Raw genomic sequence first — 20365 nt, 5'->3', positions numbered from 1 at the left:
TCTCGTGGCTGCGGTAGTCGCGTCGCTCGCTCTCGGCGGATGTGGCGGTGGCGTGGCGGTGCGGAGAAGGCCCCCGACACCGACGGCGAGACCACCGCGACGTCGCTAATGCGCAGCTGGTATCCCTACGGCGAGCACGCACCGCTCTACTACAGCATGCAGGACGGGATTTTCGCCGAGCACGGCATCAACCTGACCATCACCGCCGGCCAGGGCTCGACCAAGACCGCGCAGGCCGCCGGTTCGAATAAGACCGAGTTCGGCTGGGCTGACTCCGCCGCCGTCATGTCGAACACCGACAAAGGCGTGAGGGTGAAGAGCCTGGGCGTCTTCCTGCAGACGACACCGTCCGCCGTCCAGATCTATGCCGACGGTCCCTCCGGACCACCGCACACCTCGCCGGCGAGACCATCGCCGTCTCCGCCGGTGACGCCCCCACCACGACGTTCCCGATCTTCCTCGACCGCGCCGGAGTCCTCGAGGACCAGGTGAAGCAGAGCCACGACCCCGCTGGCACCGCCGTCTCGGTCGACAACCCAGGTCCGGGTTCTCCTCCAAGCGGGCCCCAAGCATCACACATCACTCACTCATGCATTGGTCGCAATCATGCATTACGACGGCGACAACGCAAGGCGCGCCTGAGTTGAGCACAGCTTATAACGATGGAAGGCGACAGTGACCGGCGAGTTCAACCACACCCCCCGACCTATTACAACTCCGGGCCGCCTCCGTTGTTGACACTGCGACAAGCCCGCACCCAGAACGTTTTGGAATCCCTCAGATAAAACCAGTTAGTACGACATTCCTTCCCTACACTCGCTAAGTACTCGTTAGGGGAGGAAGTCCGAGTCTGACGCTATCTCTGTACGCTTGCGCAACCCGAATTAAACGTGGTTCAGAGCCTGCGAAGCTTATAAAAGCCTCCGCTCTGCCCAGCGTTCTAATTTGCTCCGGAAGCCGGCGATTATCAGGTTGCAGCTTTCGCGCAGCCATGGTCGCCACTGTAGCATCAGGCAAACCGAAACATATTTTGGTCTGAGCATTCTGCGACACTACATCGGGCAAGTCCATTGGACCTTGTGTGGCAAGAATCACAGCCAATCCTTTTGATCGACCTTCCCTGATCATGGTGTGTATTGCCCTGAATGGGGCCACACGGTGGGCCTCGTCCACGACACATACATAACGAATCGTATTTGGCACCGGCGGCAAACTTTGCACTTTCAGCAAAAGAGCCGACAAGATGAATCCCGCCGCAAGAATTGTTGTTTGTCCATTACCAGGAATCCTGGACAAGCCAAAGACCACATTACTGCCGACTACGTCACCAAGCGGTTCCCCCGAACGAAACAAGTCATTACTCGTCAGGTCACCGATAACTCCACGCAAATCTTCGTCGAGGTGATCATCCAGGGTCTGGAGTGTAGGCCAACGGCCCTCCAACCGTGCAGCCGCGTACGATGCGGTTAGAGCCTTTTCCAACTTAGCTTTCTGCCTCACACCCAGTCGGGCGTTCACAGATTTAACAGCCTCATCAACCGTGTCGCGGATTTCGATTATTGCACTTCTAACAAGTCGAGGACTCACATCATCTAAAGCTAACGGATTGTACTTCGCACCGTCATTCCATAAGTCAATGAATTCTGAGTTTGCATAGGCCGGAAACCCAGTGTCGGCACTATAATCATTCTTAAAATCGGCTATACCGAACCGGCTGCTGCCCTTGATTGACAATTGCCCTAACAAACTCATAACAAATTGCGTCTTGCCCATGCCGGAAGATCCCCACACCTCCGTGTGCCCGTTTTGCAACTCCGATTGACCCGGACCGGCGGGATGCCATCTGACCTCTTCGCCGGTGACGGCGTCCCAACCAAGCAAGGGAGCGATAAACCCTAATTCCGCTCGCACGGTCTCTTCGCATGAGCCCGCGTCATCCGCGGTTATTGGGCCGTGATCACCATCAACTACAGACACGTCGACATCGTCCACTTCGGTCATCGAATCACCAGAAGTTTCGACACAATCCGCAGTCGTGTCTGCCGGCACCTCCGAAGCGACGCCGTCTGCTTCTGGTTTAGGCGAAGACTCCGGACGACGACGTTTGCGAGAGCTCTGCAGTGGCGGCTTATCCGCGGCGATTGTTCGCAGGTCAGTCAGACTTGTCGACGTCGCGACTTCCAGAAGTTCCTGGGTTAAGGGTACGGAATGGATGACGATCGGTACGATGTCGTTTGCGACGTCGTACCGGTAGGTTATAGCCTTAGTCTCAACTTTAGGACCAAAGATTAGACCCAAACCAGCCCACTCAAGGCTCCCACGTCCGAGCCGAAATTCTTCGAGCGCATCGATTTCTGCGGCCGTCAGCTTGAAACGCGACTCCCGCGCCACCGCATAAGCCGCCTCCGCGATCCTATTGAGCCACAATCGGCTGTGAACCGAACCCGACTCAGGGTACGCAGCCCACCTGGTGGCCGCCAACGTCTGATGGAGTTGGTCTAGTGCGCCAGCCGCCGCGTCGGACTCATCACTGCGCCTTGCTTTAACCTCAATCGTCGCAATATGCACACCATTGTCGGCGGTATCCAGCGCTATTGCCAATAAGTCAGCCCTCTTGCCAGGAAACCACTGCTTATACTCGTCGAGACTGACTAAAAGAACTCTGCAACCAGGCGGCAGAGGCCAAGGAGTGGCAGCGGTCGCAAGCATACTGAAGGCCACAGAATGACCTACCAGCTCGTTGATTCCAGCACCACTCGTAGCAGCCTGCAACGCCAGGATGCCGTAGCCCTGACTAGCGACCTCCCGCAATTGACGCCCAACACCAAAAGCTACGTCCCGCTCTTTGATTATTCCAGCCGCCCTCAAACTCCTTCCGATGGCGCGATCAGCAGGCCCTCCTGACTGCTGACTGAGCACCAGCGAGAGCGGGCTATCCCCACTCAGTCTCCGTTCCTGGTGCAGGATCGCGACGGCGTCTTTTCCTAGAGCTTGCTCAAGGCTGTCCCTCGTCGCATACCTATCTAACGTGGCGACCCACAAAGCTAGCTTATGAACTTGACGTAGCATTGACGAAACGTCGCTAGCACCGGTTCGGACCTCCGGAACTTGAATGATATTCGCCTCGGGCCATTCCTCCTCAACAGCATTTTGCAAACGCAGCCACCAGGTGCCGGTCACACTCGTCGCCGGTGGCATAAGCAAGGTCCTACGGTCTTTCTGAGCGCGCTGCCATACTCGTGGCGCGAACAAGACTTCAACGTCTTCGACGGGAGCTGCGACCTCCGGGGACTCTATAATTAAGGTGTCCCCACCTTGCGTCAACCCGGTAACGAGCGCGAGATGAACCGCCTGATGATCGCCGTTCGGCCTAAGAAGCACCTGCGCCTTGTCCAGGTCCTCGACGTACCGAAGCTGAAGCATACTCCGATCGTTTTTCCACAGATCATCCGCGAGAGCCAAGGTCTGCGCTGATGGTTTCTCAGAGTCTGAAGCTCCGATGCAAAAGACTTCGATACGCTCGACAGTAACTCGACCTACCGTTGAGCCAATCAGACGAATAGACTCCTTCACGAGCAAATCAGCTGCACCTGGGCCCCAGGCCAGACATCGAAGGTGCCCAGCTACCTCAGGCTGCAAAACGAGCAATTGGCGCACGACATTGTTCAATGCCAAGCCAGCGTACTCGTCTTCCCCAGAGCTAGGAAGGCCACCAAACACGCTCCACACGCGACCCTCGCTAGTGGGTAAAAGCACACGATCGTATGAAGTTAGCCTGACATGCGCAGGATGGTGAGCGGCTGTTGTACGAGCAATCGCATTTGCGGTCGCAACCGCGTCGCTTGCTTCTACTTTGTTAGCTAACGGCTCTTCAGCTTGCGTAATCAAATCCCAAAGCACCTGCATATACTGACTAAGCCATTCGGCCTTCATCGGTGCAAAGGCCGACAAGGCTGTGCTTCTGGAAGTCGATCGGACTGCCCCAGCCAGCGCGAGCTTCCCAGCGTCGGAAGCGTTCCCTGCCAACTCACGCGAGGCACAGAGTCGCGACCAAGATTCACTCCATGCCTGCAAGTCAGGTGGATTCAAGCCTTTGCGCAAAGATGCTGACGCCAGCTCCTGCAGTTGTCGGGCCAAGACGAGTAGATCGCCAGATTCAACAGGCTCCGACTTGATATCACCTCGCCCACAGAACGCGCTTAAGCTAGGTGACTCCGTCATCGAGAGGGTCAAGGCTGGTACTTCAGCGAACAACATCGCGGCACGAAGCATTGCAACATCGTCGAGATCCGGACGCCAATCGACTTGAACCGAGCTCCCATCAACTGCGTGAAGGCGAAGTTGCAAAACGGCGAGCGATAATGCACCATTCGCAAGTCCAGCATCCTCGAAGGCCGCATCTACTCCGAGTAGGTCATCATCAGTGGCAGCGCGCAGTAGGAGGCCGTCGATGGTTCCGCCAGCGTTGGCCCACCGTTGCATGAGTCCACCCAGCCTGAATCGCGCACACGCCAACGTTAACGTACTCCCGGCTCCAGTCTGTGTATTGCTGGACGAAACTGTTGGCAAGCTCGGCGCAAGAACCTGCACCCTATCGATCAGACCACCTAGTTGCTGTGCAGCACGAACGATGGCGGCCTCGGGACACGACGGATTGCTGCCATTCACAGATTTGTCGCGAAGTAGTCGCTCCAGCTTCGTACGCGTCGGCTTTGTGAACAGCTTTTTGGACAGAGAATCGTCCAAGCTACATAGATTGGACGCCGCTACACGTTGCCCCGATCCTCGCCCTATTTCACCAGCTAGTTTCTCATAGTCTTTCCACGGGAGCGAACCGATCTGAGTCATAGAATCAACGTTAGATTTGAAGGATCGGATCTCTTCCTTCACGACTTCGCTTAACCCGCGAGCTCGTTTCTCAAGGATCTCTTGAGCTTCGTCGAAGTAGAGTGTCTCAAGGATGTCGGCACTTCCGCTTTGCAGCTGATTCATCACCAAATCAGCGACTCGTTTTGCTTCCTCTGCGTCACACCCTGGTCGCCTTGCGATCGTCGACTCAGCACGACGCCGAATTTCCGCAAATGCATTAGGTCGCAAGACATCGTCGCTCATGCGCCGAGCGGCTAAAGTAAGGTTATCGAGAATTCGTTCCGAATCCACACGCGAACCCGTGTCGATCTTGTCCTTGAATGCTCCAAGAGCTGGAAGCGCCGCCACGGGTTCGGTACCCGTCGCGAGCGCATCGAAGTACTGTGACACGGCTAGGCCACTCGGTCGGACGGACAGATCCGCAGTAATGATAGCCTCGCGTACGGAACGTGCCGAGCCGTCGAGACTGATTGGCGGGCTTTGCTGAGCAATGATGGCGATGCCCTCGGCTGATCGCAATAACATGCTCGGGGTCACAGATTCGAACAGGGTCAATGATTGTCGGTCGGGCACCTGCGCACCGTCACAAAGTACAAGAACGACACCCTTTTCTGTGTGACGATTCCGAAGCTGAGTTCCTGATGCAGAAACTAAGGCATAGGCTCCAAATAATGCGGGGTGATTGGATACGATGGCCAATCGCGGCAAAGTATTGTCCCACGTTGACGACATCCCATCGGCTACGTCAATGGGCAGTCCCTCCAGCAGCACAAAATTCTTAACACGCGGATCCAAAGTTCTAGTTAAATATTCGGTCAGTGCAGAGCCGAGACGCTTGCTCATAGCCTCTTCCTCGCTGCTCGTTCACCGACGACCGTCGTCCGGTCCGATAGCCCTACCGCTAGTCCCGCGTCATTCATCAATCTATCTGCGCTTCTCGCGTTTCGTGCCATATCAGCCCCATCGAGTTGCCATAGCAAGTCAGTTTGCGCCGCCGCTTCCTGGTCGATAACAATGCCCCATTCAGCTCGAACCAAATTCATGAAGCTTTTACTCGAAACCGGCATAACGAGAGAAAGCGCACCCACCATTGCCGCCATCATGTCAGGACTCGCAGTTAAGTAACGATAGGCACCCGTTCCCACTAGCATTCCGCACGATTCTATAAGGACCCGAAACCCGTCCTCCGAAGCACGACTGTAATTCGACGATTCGACCGCTAGTCGAGCAATCTTGTTATAGCTAGACATGCTGGACTCGATCGGCAGATCTCGCAATAACGAGGCTACGCTACCTTCCTCATCTTTCGCCAAGCGCGGATCCCGGAATTCCGCTCCAAAGTTTTTCACACCAGCGGCCTTCAATTCCCGCATCCTCTCGGCCAACATCTGAGTCGTTGCCTCGCTTAAGCGTATTCTGGACCGCCGGTATGAGTCTTCCGACTTCTGGCGAACTGAATCTTGTGCGCGCGGAGCTGATCCGAACGCTAAAAGCAGAAACCGCTCCGAATTAGGCGCCTTCGTATAATTCCATGCAGTCCGCAGAGTATGTATCGCGATATCGAGCGCTATGATGCAACGCAACTGCCACAGCTTCGATGGCGAACTTGCGTTGCTCTGTTGCATGATGCCCTCGGCGTGCTTGCACAATCGGCTGGCCAATTCGTCGAGTCTTGGGTCGCCGCCTCGATCCCAGGCATCACGCTCATCATTTTCTAGAGGTAACGGTTTATCGGACCATGCATGGTTGGGCGGAAGAGCTGCTTCGAGAGCTGCACTTACGTCGGCTAAGGGGCTTGGAGCCGTCAATGCCGATCGGATAGCATCAACTGCGCTCAAACCGTAGCTCGTTGCACCCGCTACATTCGGCTCCGCGAGCATCCGTGCGACCGTGATGCCGCTTCCTCGCATATAGACTTTACGAACGCTATATTCTTTCGTTCCTGGTTTTGATTTTCGTGCGTCGTACCACAGCAGGGACTCATGAAACGGTCGTAGCAACCACGAACCAGGTTGTCCGCGCTGCGTCTCTGGATCTATAAGTCCCTGCATTGCCATTTGTACCAGCTTCAGATTAGCAGATCCACGCACCTCCGAGCCTGTTGATAACATGAAACCAAACTGTGCGGCTGTTGTTTCGGCATCTCCGGCGTGACTATCAGTCCTTCCACCGAGAAAATTTTCACCTAACGCTAGACTTCGTATAGCGAAAAGTTGACGTTTAGGCGAGGACAGGTCATCGGCACCAGTTGAGAAATTGTAGTCGTTTTGGACCAGGGTCAATAGCATCTCTGAACAAATCTGCGATGCCCGCTCGTCTCGATCCGGCGCCAAGCAGAAAAGCGCGTCAGCTATCGGCCCCGGGCTCAGTCTGTACATCTTTTTATCGGCGGCCATCACGATCCTCGGATCTCGACAAAGTGGGGTAGCGTCACGGTTACCAACGAGGGCGGATTTGACTTCGGATCAGCAATACGAATAGCGGCTAATTCTGGCATACTTCCGGCCAGTCGTCCGTAGAATCCCCGGAGGTCGTTCATCTCAGCAACCCCCTGACCAACAGGTCCCTGAAACTCAGCTGCTTCTCTAATGGCTTCGTACATTTTGGGACCGATACGGAGACTGAGGTCAGTACCGCCACTCGCCATTAGCTCAATATCCACATGGTCAACATCTAAGACTTCCTCGACCAGTCCCCTGTCAGGCACGCGCAGTCTCAGCGCGTCGATACGAATTTGACCGTGTACTAACGACGGACTAGCTAGCCGGAATGACCCCGGATCACGTCCGAACAGGCAAGCCGGGTCCGGGATAATCAAACCCTCGTTGGGGCTTGAAAATCCAGTGACCAAAAAGTTTAAACCACTCACTATCTTGTTCAGTTCAAGCGCGTGATCTACTCCCACGGAAACCGAATGCGCGAGCACAGCCAACTCCGCGGTGTACTTATAATCGAGGAGCCGACGCGCTGTCGCCTCTTGTCCACCAAGCTCCTGGGAGGCTTCAAAATATACGCGTTGACGCCACAGAGTCTCTGCTGGTGCGTTCGTGATGTTGCCTCGTACTAGCGCATCTAGGCCATCTTCGACCTTGACTGTATCCTCGCTTGTGCTGACCATCTCGCCAAGAGCATGGAAAGTCATATCACCTTGCGCGGTTCGAACTCTGTCAAGGGGTGATTTCGAGCCGGTTAGACCGGAGACGAGGCCATCGGCCCCCGACGCGTCCGTCACTGCGGGGTCACCCGCAATTGATCTCACTCGCAGGCTAGATCCGCTTGTGTCGCGTAGCCAGCCATCGACCTCCAAGTCACTAACGTGTCCGAGGCCCGATCTGCGGATACCGGTGAGCAACGGGGAACGCTCGATGACACTCGCATCTAGACCACCCCCTACAACCCTAGTGAAGTACCCGTCAGTGGCGGTAGCTCCGCTGGCACCACGGTCACGATGGTTTCTGCGTACTTCGAGACATGTGCGATCGCCCACAATTGACCAAGCTAGAATCGCTAGAACTTCTCGTAAGGTCGGTACCGCTTCGCCCGTCCCTAGGCGAAAAAGGGTGCGCATCTGATTCCGAACTTCGTCCAGACGCAATTTGTCGACGTTCGCGCGCATTGAACATCCACCGTCATCGTAAGGACACCCCGAACAACCGCGCCAAAGTCGTTCTTGAGTCACGTAGTCGAGAATCTGGTTCCAGAGGTCAGTGGACGTAGGTCGCTGTCGATTCACGTTGATTATTGTGAGTTGAGGGGACTCCGCGGCACCCTCGCGGAGCGCGGTTTCCAACGTCTCAACTGCACCCTCAATGGTCAGCCTTTCAAAAGTGTCGCGAAGAATTCCCTCATTCGCACAGATCAGTGTCTGGCGGTTTTCGGCTGTTATCGCCGTTGACAGCACCTCGACCCGCTCACTCTCCAGCGCAATTCCAGACAAGTCTTTCGTGACCCATTTTGCTGGAGAGATTTCATGGTTGCCATCGTCGCGTGGCAGTGGTGCGCCAACGGACGAACAATACACTTCGGCAGCAGCGGTCTTGCCTGTACCAGCATTCCCAGTCAGGATGACTGTCCCGGAAAGACCTTCGGTCGCCCACTTACGCAGATACCTGCCCAATTTTGTCTCCACGTCGGGTCCCATGACGGAACCGGTGGCGGCGAAATGCTCGCGGTAGGCTCCAGCTTGACTAGCGCTGAACACAGAGAGAGATCTGAGAGCGACAACCACAGGCAGTTCGGTTTCGGGCTGTGCAGTATGCTTGCCGTTCATCCGTTAACAACTTTCTGTGTTTGTAACGTCGAACGTTCCCGACGTGTCAGACCCTGCCGGCCCTGCATGAGCTCGCGAGTATTTCTCGGTTGTATACCCGCTTCGTCCAAAGACTGCGCTAGTGCTTCGAAAATAACTTTTGCGCCGAGCGGGGGGACTGCGTTTCCTATCTGACGTCGTACACGCGAATAGGCAGACCTTTTGTCCGATGGCGCGGATCCATATTCGAATACGAAATCGTCCGGAAACCCTTGCAATCGAGCCTTCTCGCGATTAGACAACCGTCTTGGTTCAGAGTGATGGTAGCCGTGCGTGCCGCCCCCGCCTCCCGCGATAATCGTGTAAGAAGGCGCGTTTGGGTCAAGTCGCCTGTATACATGGCTGATCAGGCCTTTAACAGCCAGACGATGGCCAGCTGGCACAGCCTCGAAGTTTCGACCAGCGGGAATGAGTTTTAGGCGCTCAATTACGTCAACACTATCGCCACCACGTTCGTGGTTCGGAGCGTCGTCCGTTAAAGGATTCAAGTCTAAAGCTTCTCGGACTGTTACGTGGCGCCCCGCGAAAGGCGCGGGAATGATTGGTGGCCGCACGCCCAAGTCGCGTCGAACACCAACAACAATTAAGCGTTCACGATGTTGAGGAACACCTAAATCAGCCATATCGACTATCTGTGCGCTTATGTCATAGTGCACACCACGACGACCAGCTACAGTGCTAGAGCTATTTTCCACGAAGGCGCTAGGAGACTTCAGTGCATGTCTCACTAAGGTCCAGGCCACGCCTTGATTCGCCGAAAGCAACCCAGGAACATTCTCCAATATGAAGCCGGCCGGCCGAAGCTCGTCGAGAAAACGTGCAACCTGCCTAAATAGATTCCCGCGCGCCGTTATCAGTCCGTCATGGTTCCAGAGGGTGGAATAATCCTGGCATGGTGGACCGGCCACTAGGATGTCGCAAGGTACGGACGGAACCTCCGTGCTGGTGATGTCCGCTTCGTGGATATGGTGGCCGATGTTTTTCCGGTAGGTTTCAACGGCCCAGTGGTCATTGTCGGCGGCCCACACGACCCGACCTCGACCTGTCATTTCCGCACCCAAATCCATACCGCCACACCCCGAGAACATCGAGACGACAGCGAGTCGCTTCGCGCTACGAACCACATTCATTCCAATCGATGGATTACACAAATGCTGATTGATCTTTCGACGAATGAGTCGGCTCCATCATACGCACTTAAACTGGACATGAGGGCAACTGGAGCGACGACCCTACTCGACAACGAACGTGGGCCTCAGTTGCCCCAACGAAACTGAATCACGGGGACCTTGACCGTTGCGGATGACGCCTCCTCAGTTGCCTCGCCGATCAGTGTAACGACAGCCTCCGACAGGTGCGGTCAGACGTCCCGATCCTGAACGGGTTTCTCGACCAACCCGCCCTGACCAGCGGCATCTCGTCGACGAGGTGTTCGCGCGACATGTTCGGAGCCCCTCGATGCAAGTGGCGAGGGTAACCGTTGTGGCTTCATCGGGGGAGGCTGTGGACGGCTCGAGTGGGTCGATGAGGAAGGCCATCCGGTAACGGTGCACCTACCAGACAGCCCGACCACCAAAGCGAATCAACCCAAGTTCCGTGTCGCGTTCAGTTTCATGCCTGCCATCGGTGGTGTGGCCAGCATAATGGGGGATCGGGGCCTATAGCTGATACTTGAGAGCAGGCCTCAGGGTAGTTCTAGTCGACCGGCCCCCGCGGTGGGCGATTCAACGTCGGAAATAGTCCGACAAGGCCCGGCATGGAAGGTTGTCGTCCGCAGTCCTGGGCGTTGTAGCCCGATTGCTGACTCGATGTGGGCGCTCACGTAAGCCCTTCACTTCCAGAGCCGATCGACGCGACGGTGTCGTTGAGTGTCAATCGGTCGTGAGCGTCCCCGACGTTTGTTGGCCGGTTGCATACGCACGATGTGACAGCTCGCTAGCGATTTCCTTCCACTCAATGCCGCCAAGACGCCGTCCTCATTAACAGTGTCAACAGCCGTATCGTGTCAAACGTCGAGGCGTATCAGGCGTTAGAAGACATCCACGATGAGCACCGGCTCCCCGAAGCGCTGCCTGCAAAAAGCTACCCCCACCTGGTTCGCATACCGTAAGGCGATCCTTCTTCTCCAGGCCGTTCACAAATAAGGGTGAACAGGTTGGTTCCGTGGGCGTGAGCCGGGGCCGCTCTTTCCGCGGCCGGGGGGCCGAACCGCATTCCTGTGCTCGCATTCGTAGATGTTGGTTACGGCCGCGCCTGCTTTCGATCACCTTCACGAAATACGTCCATCTGCTGCATTTTGTGGGGCCGATTCCGGTCGACTCCGATCAAGGCATTTCTACGACGTCCATGTCGCGGATTCGCACGATAAACTACCCATCACCATCAGACCGCGTCGGACGAACCTTTCAATCACCCCAGCGACGCATTTTATGAACTGACGAGGGCAACGCCGGGTCTCGGAAGAGTCAGACCTCTTGCTCCGTACCTGCTACCAGAAAAAGCTCTAACCGACACGTCAAGGACGTGCGGCTGGGCATTGCGTGCCAGTTGTTGCCGATAGATCAGCGCGAGAAACCGAGGACGTCCAGCATTCGCAGGGCCCCCACACGGCTCAGCTGGTCGTGGCTCCTCGCGTTGCGGTAGGACCGCAGACACGCGTAGCACGCTGTCTCGGGTCCGCACTCGCACTCCGCGACCCGTTCGTGGGCACCGCTGAGGACCTGTTCGAGAGACTGGGCGATGAACCGGGCCCCACCCGCGCCTCCGGGAACGGTGTCGAACAGGACAACAGCTCGGCGTCCGTCTACCTTGCGGTAAAGCGCACCACCGAGGTCGTCCTCGCTGATCTCGAGGCGCTCCGCTGCCCCCTGCAAGACCGCATACAACAGAGAGGTCCAATAGTCTTCGGCAAAGAACGACGCATCCCACGCCTCTGATGTAATTTCCACGATGTCCGTCTCGTAGCGGTGCCCGAGGCTGCGCCGGGAGTATCCACCACCGCAGTCCTTTCCGTTCAAGGGTCGTTGGTGCGCACCCCACCGTTTACCTGGTTCGAGGATCGTGGTCCATCCGCACCAATCGCAGATGCAGAACTGCAGGTTGAACGCATCGGAGATGACGGTGATACGCCCCCTGGAACCCGCCCGCGCAACGCAGACCGCCCCCGAGGGTGCCGTCCAACTCTCGTCGATGATCTCAGCACCGAGGCTTTGAATGAAGGTGGCCCCACCCCAGCGTCGCTCCGGTGGTGCAGTACCGGCATCGCTTGGTGTTGGATCGCAGTTGAAGCCGAACTCCGGGACCACGTACTGGCGCAGATTGATCGCCCACGGAGCAGAACACGCCTGGCAGGCATCCTTCTCCGCCGCGTCGCCCTCCACGTAGTTTCCGCACGTAGCGCACGCACGATAACTGACGGCCACAAGTTCTTTGCCCGGCAGCCGGTGGATGCCGACCGATGTCCACCGCTTACCTCCGGCGATGACCTGGTTGCCCGGAGCGTAGTCGTAGATTGCCTGGGACAGGTCCCGGCTGAGTTCCAGCTGCCGTCCAGCGGGCTCCCCGGAGTGGGCGGTGCGGAGTTCGACCGTGTCGACAGGAAAGCCGTACTTCGGAAGGACGTTCTTGCTGGCCAGGAAGTTGAGAAGACTTCTGCCCCGAATGGTGTCGATGGTCTTGTTCAATTGCTCGGCCAGTCGATACCTTTTCGCTGTCGACGCCTCCTCCCGTCGATCGTCGAACTCGTCCACCTCGTCGGTCAGCTCGTCGCTCACAGCCTTGAGAAGATCGGTAAGCACCTTTACCCAGGCGCCGCTATCAACCTCGATTTCGACCGCAATAGTGGGCGGCAGTACCGCCCGGAGGGACTCGAGCACGCCCGACGGGACGGGGGTCAGGAACGCCATTACGCGGTCGCAAGACGCAACCCCGTCCCTTCGAAGGAAGAATTCGCCCGCAGACGACCATTCCGTACCGTCCGCCTCGAAGCTGGCGCGGAAGAAGGCCGCCAGGGCGATCGAATGGGCGTGGCGACGGTCGATACGCTCGTTTTCCAGAGGAATGATCGGGACCCTCATGTGCCCTGCGATCATGCGCTCCGGGACCTGATACCGAGACATGTCGTGGGAGCGGCGCTGCGCATAGGTCAAGACCAGCGCGGCCGACGACGCCCGGCGCCCGGCCCGTCCTGCGCGCTGCACATAGTTGGCGGTGCTCGGCGGCATGTTGCGCAACATCACCGACTGCAAGTCGCCCACGTCCACCCCGAGCTCGAAGGTCGTCGAGCAAGACAGGACGTTCGTCTTGCCGTTGACGAAATCGGTCTGGATCTCGGCAGCCTTGGTGGAAGTCCACTGCGCCGTATGCTCTTGGGCTGCCATGGGGATGGGCCGGAGCGTCCGATAGAGACGACGATAGTGCTGATCGTCTGCCTCGATATCAGGCAGCTCTTCCCCGATCATCTCCCCGTCGCAGCGGAGCGTGGGACAGACTCCCATCACCGACCGAGCCGATACAGTCCGACACCGGGAACACCGGGCCACCGCAACGGTCGAGCCCAGCGAGAAGCGAAGCTGGTTGATATCGTCCTGGTAAAGGGTGCCGAGCTTAGGGTCGGAGACTAGGCTCAGCCACCGCGCTTGCTCGGTTGCGAAGCGCCAGATTCCATCAAGTATGGCCTTGGGGTCCCCACCTCCGGCCTTCCCAAGAACCCGAATCAAGTAATCGATACGCCGGTTGGTCCCCCGCGTCGGACTCCAGGACAGGACCTTTCGTCGAGCCTCCGAACCCGTCTGACGGAGATAAATGGGGCCTGTCCTCGGCAGAAATGCCTCGTCCTTGTGGCTGACTCCGGTCGGCATTGTCAGTGCACCCTGCTGCCGCATGATCGAGACGAGCTCCTCGAGCAACGACCAACAGTCGTGTGTTGAGAGACCCAGTGCCAAAAGCGGGTCGGGGACTTTCAAGTGCTCGGCTCGGTGGTGCCCAACTGCGAGCAACCCCAGTCCCTCCAAAGACTGGCGGCGGTCCAGAGCAGTCAGCTCGACGGCGATCCACAGCCCAACTTCGCGAGCCTTCGTCTGCTTGGTATCCGAGGCGATGAAGAATTTAGCCTCCTCGGCCACCGCCACGGTGGAGTCGGTCAAGTCTCGAACACTCACGTCCGAGTCGATCTCGCACGCCCGCTCGAGGCCGGCAACGAGAAGTGCACGGCGCTGCAGCTGCCCGTAGGTGTTTTGCAGATAGGGTGCCGCGAATGCTGCCGCCTGCCGGCTGTCGCTGAACATCAGAAGTTTGCGTCCCTCCCCCAGGAGCTCGGCAGCGTGGCCCGATCCGGGCGGTAGTTGCTGGTAGAGCGCCGTGGCGAGCACCGATGGCGGAGCGTCGGATCCGGTAAGCAGTCGGCGGATCACTTCCCGTGACCGCGCACCGCACCGGGAGCAGGAGCTCAGAACTTTCTGGGAGCGCTCGAACCTCCGCACCGGACGCAGCGTGATTGAGGTGCATCCCGCGGCACCGCAGGTCAGTGCGCCCGCCGGATGTAGCGCCCCGCAGCGAGTGCAGAGAGCCGCGGCCGCGCCTCCGGTCGCCTGCGTGGCCTCCGATTCCAAGATCGATTCGTCATCGTCGACCAGCTCGTCCTCCTCGCCCAACATGAGCCACATCTGAGTGCGATCGGCCTTGGTCGACGGCACGAAGTACGCGGTGGAACCGACGCGGTCGATCGCACCGGCCAGGTAGACCGCGCCACAGCGCTGGCAAGAACCGAACTCGAAGCACGCAGCATCGCAATCAGGGCACTGGGTGTGCCGCGCCAGCTGGACGTGAGGACCATCGGGGGACAGACACGTGAATGCGCCCTCGGTTGCGCGGACGAACTGGTGATACCGAGCTGACAGAACGGGGTTGTCATAGCTGTCGTGGACAGCGCTCGCGGTAGCGACCAGGTCATTCAACGCGGAGCGGGGGTTCTCCTCATCCGGGAACAACGCCGGGGCGAGGTTCTCCACCGTCCGAGGCCCCGACGCGAGCATGGTTTTCAGTGATACGACCGTAGCCTCGTGCTCGAGCAGGGTGTGGCCATCGCCGTCAGAATGGCCAAGTCTTCGCGCGTGCTCCACCACCGCACGGGTAGGGTCCGGTGACTGCGCGAGCTCTCGCCACAGTGGGGGTGCCAGCGGACCCCACGTCGCCGCCGCCGGTGTGCTGACCCGGCTGGCCGTGACGAGATCCTGGCGGTCTGGATCACCCTCGACCCAATCGAACGGGCTGTCGAATAGTTTGCGAGCGAATTCCATAACTTGTGGCGGCGTGCCTTGGACGGAGGCACTGGTAGCGATGCACTGTACCGGACGCCCACCGGCCACTCGGTCGTTCAAACGCCGAAGCAACATAGCGATTTCAGCACCCTTGGCTCCGTCGTAAACGTGCGCTTCGTCCAAAGCAATGAATGACCAGTTGTCTCCCTCGAACAACGCGATATCTGCCGGGCGAAGCAATAGGTATTCCAGCATGGCGTAATTCGTCAAGAGGATATTGGGCGGCGTCGCCCGCATCTCCGACCGGCTCAACAGCTCGTTGGGCAATCTGCGCTCTTCGGGGTGCATAGTCGAGAAAAGTCGCTCGGCGTCCTGAACCGATTCCTTCGTCTCGCCGGTGTACCGGCCGAAAGTGAAATCGCCGCTACCCGCTAGCAAGGTGCGCAGCCGCTTGACCTGGTCGTTGGCGAGCGCGTTCATCGGATAAAGCAGCAACGCACGCACGCCGGGTCCGAGTTCGCCGCGGGCCCGTTCGGCCACGAGGTGATTGATGATAGGGACGAGGAATGACTCGGTCTTGCCGGATCCGGTCCCCGTGGTGACCACAACGTTCCGCCCAGCGACGGCCTTGCGGATCGCTTGCTCCTGATGAAAGTAGAGCTGCCGATCCAGCGGCAACGCTTCACTGCTCATCGAAGCAAAATCGCGGTGCAGCACGCCCTCCTCGACAAGGTCTGCGAGCGATGCGCCGGGCCGATAAGCCGGAGTGGCCTCCAAGAATGGGCCTACGGAGAGCGCAGCACCTTGGTCAACCGTGTGCGCGAAGGCCGAGGCTAACTCATGGTCACGGACATCAACCAAAGTTTTGACGTAACGCTGGTAGGTTTCGGTGACGTGCTGGCTGGTAGCGAGCGGGTCGAGGTGCTGGTGGTTCACGGCGCGTCCTTTGTCTGGATCTGTCGGCTGTTTGACTGGATCAGGGCGTCGGCCAACACGAGATCCATTCCAACGTAATCGGGGGCCAGACGAGCCAACGCTCGCCACGCATCCCGCCGGGGCGGTGACATCCTCGGTACAACTGCGGAGTTCTGCGCGCGGAGCCGGGCGAGTGCAGCCCAGGCGAAGGATGCCGCCGGCAGAAGCCCCCAGGTTGCGCGTGGAGTGCGGTCCAGACGTGCGTCCAGCTGGGCCAGCACAGCGGGAGGCGCCTGCTCACGCAGGAGTTTCCGTGAACGGGGCAGGTCCTGCTCGATCAAGGGCAAGAATGGCGTGAGTTCGCCTGCCTTGCGCCCGTCGAATAATTGCTTGGCAGCAGCAGTTCTACTGTCACTATGTAAAAGTCCCTCCGGAACCACCTGCACAGCAAGCCACATCTCGTTCAGCCGGTGTAGTGGCATGGCGTCGAGCAGCTCGCAACCCGCGAACGTCCCTACCTCCCGGTTCGGATCCCGGCCCGAACACAAGATTTCGACAAGATCGGCCCCGCCGTGCAGATTCGTCGCCAAACGCAGCGATTCGTCCACGGGTCCGTCCGCGGCCGATGACCACTCATACGCAGCCGCCATGGCTCCGGCTACCGGCGAGCTCGGCCACAGCTGCTCAAGATCCTCGTCACTCACGGTGTCATACCGCCGCTCCACTAGGCGCGACCCAATGAGGCTGTCCACAAGTCCCGCTCGATCTTTCGCAGTATGAGCGAGTGCCACGAGCGCCGGGCTCGGATCACGGTGCAGGGCGTCGTCGAGTAAGCCCCGCACCGTGGCGTCCAGCGCCCCCGTAAGCCGGAGGTCGTCGAGAAGGGCATAAGTCGCCCATGCCGAAGCCAGATGATCGATTCTGGCTCCCGGTTCCAGGTCCAGCCCTGCGAGCAGCCTTGACAATGGCTCGGTTCCGTCTGGTGACCCACGGTGGTGACCAGGAAACTCACACACCACTGCGTGCTGCCCCGGCCAAGCCGGCCAGGCGACTGGAACCCACGGGTCGACCACCCCGAGCTCGATGGTGACCGGCCCAGCATTTCGCAACTCCTGTTGCAGAGCAATCACGCCTGTACTGGAAACCGGCAACTCGGCCGGCGGTAGCCACGGCGCCGTGGACGAATAGACCGCAGCCGTGACGTTGTCCACCAGACGAAAATCCTGCAGCTGAATGCCCTCCTGTGTGGCTATCGCGCCGGTTGCAAAGCGCTGCGGCCTAAGCACGGCCACCACAAACGCGTGGTCGGGTGCCACAAGAGCGAAGTGCCCCGTCCGCGCCTGTCGAGCTGTGTCGGCGAATTTGCTGAGGTCGAAGATCTGGCTGCTTTCCCCTTGCTTCGCCATCCTCTCCAATGACTGCTTCTCACCACCCGAGGCCGACGTGAACTCCAGCCGATAGCTCCCGGCAGTCCCAGGCAGTTGGACATGCAACTGCGCCCTCCCCTCGAGCGCCTCGGGATGGATGACCGCAGCCGACGATGTCCAGCTGCTCGCCTCTGGTCCAGAGTCGAACCGAATGCGCACATGGGGTGGTGAGACTACGAGTTGCGCGGTATCTCCTGCACGGGCACAGGACAACTCCTTCTGAAGCTCCGTGGATCCGAATGACAATGAGCCCGCCGACAGCAGAAGCTCCGAATGGGCGTTGAGGTGTACCTGCGACGGCTGCACTCCACCGGCGACCGGAAGCCGTAGTTCGGGTTGAACAGAGCTGCTCAGGCCCTCCACTATTGAAACCAGTTTTTGGGATTTCTTACCGAAGGCACCGCGAATGGAGATGAAGTAGTCGCCGAGGAGCGGGCTGGGGAACCCGCTCAGGGCGTCGTACCCATCGCCCAGAATGCCGCACTCTCGCAGCGGATACCCTACGGTCGATCGACGACCAGCCAGGGTGTGCGTAACTTCAATGCGCCACTGTTCAGCGTCCACTGCCGGCGGAAGCGTAATCACGGGCCTCGACGCCGTTACGGCTGTGCCGCGTACGGTTCGCACGGCCGTGCTTGATTGACCAGACGAAATGAAAGGAATTCCGCCGCTTCGAACTGGGTGCAGCCGGCCAGTTCGGTCACCTTGGATCAAGTGGATCGCAGACTGGTCGGTGAGGTCGACCTGCTCGATTCGCCAGCCGGGCCACCCCGTCGGCGCGCCGAGGTCGCCGATCACACGTATCGGAACACCACCGGCAGACCCCAGCTGATGGGTGTCCGGTCGGACAGTCCAGACCTCTCCGCGGGGTACAGGCAGCGCCGCAGGCTGCAGTCGACCATCCAGATCGAAGATCAAGAGTGGATCGGAAGGGTCGACGAGAGTCAGGTCGAGGTAGCTGGCGCCGTCCAGACGGACCCCGACCGACCGGACCGGTCGCTGCAGCGGCGCGCTGGTCTGTGCCGTGCGAGCCGCGGCGCCGAACCAGTCCGAACGGCTCCGGACATCCTCGGAGGTACCGTCGCTTGACACTGTCCACACGACCGACCCGCGCTCGGCTGCAACGGACGGCAGCCGGACCACAATCGCCCCGGCTGATATGTCCAGCGCGATAGCGCAGTCATCCTGCATCTCAGCACGACTCACCGCGCGCGGCTGCACCACGACCTCGTCGAGACGGTCCCGCATTGTTCGAACAAGTGATACCAACATCACGGCCGGGAGCCCGGTCGTCTCGGTCGTCAGCGAGCCGTCCTCGACAGACGCCGGCACTTCCCGGACATGGACAATCACCTCGATGATGCGGTCAAGCACGTCGACAGCCAGCTCGCCACCGTGAACGAGAAATCTCGCCGACGTCGTATCGACCAATCCCATCCGAGAACTCTGCCCCAGCATCCATGCCAGCAGCCGCGGTCCGGTCAGGCCAGCGTCTCGACGTCGGCGAGCCAGCACCAAATCAACCACACGAGGCATACCTGATGCCGGTATTGCCGCATGCATTGCGGCTGGACCGACGAAGCGCTTCTTCACGACCTGACTGAAAGTCTGGAGCCGCCGCCGAGTCAGAGCTTCCAAGAACAGATCGCCGACACGCGTCTGCATGTCAGACGTGGGAGAGATAGCAGTGGCGTTCCAGAACGCAGGCCAGAAGACATTCGGCTCGGGTGATGTCGCTGCCGTTCCGACCATCGCAACCAGCAGGCAGTTCGGGAAACGGCCGAAACCAGTGTCACTGGCGCGTCCTGCACGTACATGCCAATCGTGGACGTGGCCGAACGAACGACAGATGGTCTCGACGTCCTGCAAGGAGTAGTCCGCTTCCACTACCAAAGAGGCCCGTTCCAACCGCTCGCGGTACACCTCCTCCCTTTCGCGAAGCCACTCCCGCGCATCGACCTTCCGAACCACCATCACGTCCCGTCACCAGACTCGATCGAATCGACTAATTGCACAATCTCACACGAGTCCCGCAAAAGTGACGTCACGACGAAATAAAGGTATTCGCACTGCGCCATTGACTTCGCCCCGCGGGATGGTGTACCACGCGGAACCACGCTTACCGACGGTGACCGCTAGGACCTGTTCCTGCACAACGGCATTGTCACACTGACCCTCACCACCGCCTGCCAGTTGCAGGCCGCGCTCCTCGACTCGTATCGGCTCTTCCGTGATCAGGATTCGCCAGCAGTTTATACGGGATGGGTGGCCTTCGACGCTGAGCTAAAGGCTGCGGGCCGGGGTCTCTCTGACCCATGTTCGTGGGTTACCGAGTGGGCGTGCCCCCGACCGGTCTTTCCGACAATGGTGGAAGGCCCCGGTGCTCGCAGAGAGTACGAGTATCGGTCTCGATCTGCACGCACCTTCGGTCGCGGTCGCGGCGATCGACGGCGCCACGGGGGTTTGTGCAGGCCCGGTTGACTCCGGCCTACCAGGACATCCGGTCGTGGACCGCGGATACCGGGGCCGGTGGCGGTGGTGTATGAAGCGGGCCTAACCGAATTGGGGTTGTATCGGGCGCTGACCGA

7 protein-coding genes are annotated in these 20365 nt (G+C 59.1%); 1 reads left to right on the top strand and 6 read right to left on the bottom strand.

Features of this window, described 5'->3' with window-relative positions; translation table 11 throughout:
- Nucleotides 1-39: 39 nt before the first annotated feature.
- A complete protein-coding gene (locus tag HQ312_RS14775) occupies nt 40-492 on the top strand; it encodes an ABC transporter substrate-binding protein (RefSeq protein WP_261782337.1) in 453 nt (150 codons plus the stop codon).
- Nucleotides 493-819: 327 nt separating this feature from the next.
- On the opposite strand, the gene HQ312_RS14770 is transcribed toward HQ312_RS14775, so the two are convergent.
- From HQ312_RS14770 to HQ312_RS14745, 6 genes are all read right to left on the bottom strand, one after another.
- Nucleotides 820-5712 (bottom strand): ATP-binding protein, encoded by a 4893-nt coding sequence (locus tag HQ312_RS14770; RefSeq protein WP_261782336.1) that lies wholly within the window; start codon nt 5710-5712, stop codon nt 820-822.
- Entirely contained in the window at nt 5709-7265 is a 1557-nt protein-coding gene (locus HQ312_RS14765; RefSeq protein ID WP_222639058.1) for a hypothetical protein, read from the bottom strand. Before HQ312_RS14765 ends, HQ312_RS14770 begins: the two co-directional genes overlap by 4 nt.
- Nucleotides 7265-9139: an ATP-binding protein gene (locus HQ312_RS14760; protein ID WP_222639057.1), complete on the bottom strand. Its 1875-nt coding sequence runs from the start codon at nt 9137-9139 to the stop codon at nt 7265-7267. The genes HQ312_RS14765 and HQ312_RS14760 overlap by 1 nt, the downstream gene beginning before the upstream one ends.
- Nucleotides 9136-10266, bottom strand: a complete 1131-nt coding sequence (locus HQ312_RS14755; RefSeq protein WP_261782355.1) for a DNA cytosine methyltransferase — start codon at nt 10264-10266, stop codon at nt 9136-9138. The genes HQ312_RS14760 and HQ312_RS14755 overlap by 4 nt, the downstream gene beginning before the upstream one ends.
- A gap of 1473 nt (nt 10267-11739) precedes the next feature.
- Nucleotides 11740-16371 carry a DEAD/DEAH box helicase gene (locus HQ312_RS14750; RefSeq protein ID WP_222639055.1) on the bottom strand — a complete coding sequence of 1544 codons (4632 nt, stop codon included), beginning with the start codon at nt 16369-16371 and terminating at the stop codon, nt 11740-11742.
- On the bottom strand, nt 16368-19754 hold the full coding sequence (locus tag HQ312_RS14745) for a hypothetical protein (protein ID WP_222639054.1): 3387 nt from the start codon (nt 19752-19754) through the stop codon (nt 16368-16370). The genes HQ312_RS14750 and HQ312_RS14745 overlap by 4 nt, the downstream gene beginning before the upstream one ends.
- Nucleotides 19755-20365: the final 611 nt, after the last annotated feature.

The sequence above is a fragment of the Rhodococcus sp. BP-316 genome, from assembly GCF_019836105.1.
GTDB lineage: Bacteria > Actinomycetota > Actinomycetes > Mycobacteriales > Mycobacteriaceae > Rhodococcoides.
This window is presented reverse-complemented; position numbering and strand designations above follow the sequence as displayed.

What these genes read in the sequence shown, in the direction of transcription:
- HQ312_RS14775 (WP_261782337.1), top strand. Translation starts at nt 40, where the DNA reads ATGTGGCGGTGGCGTGGCGGTGCGGAGAAGGCCCCCGACACCGACGGC.
- HQ312_RS14770 (WP_261782336.1), bottom strand. Translation starts at nt 5,712, where the DNA reads ATGAGCAAGCGTCTCGGCTCTGCACTGACCGAATATTTAACTAGAACT.
- HQ312_RS14765 (WP_222639058.1), bottom strand. Translation starts at nt 7,265, where the DNA reads ATGGCCGCCGATAAAAAGATGTACAGACTGAGCCCGGGGCCGATAGCT.
- HQ312_RS14760 (WP_222639057.1), bottom strand. Translation starts at nt 9,139, where the DNA reads ATGAACGGCAAGCATACTGCACAGCCCGAAACCGAACTGCCTGTGGTT.
- HQ312_RS14755 (WP_261782355.1), bottom strand. Translation starts at nt 10,266, where the DNA reads ATGTTCTCGGGGTGTGGCGGTATGGATTTGGGTGCGGAAATGACAGGT.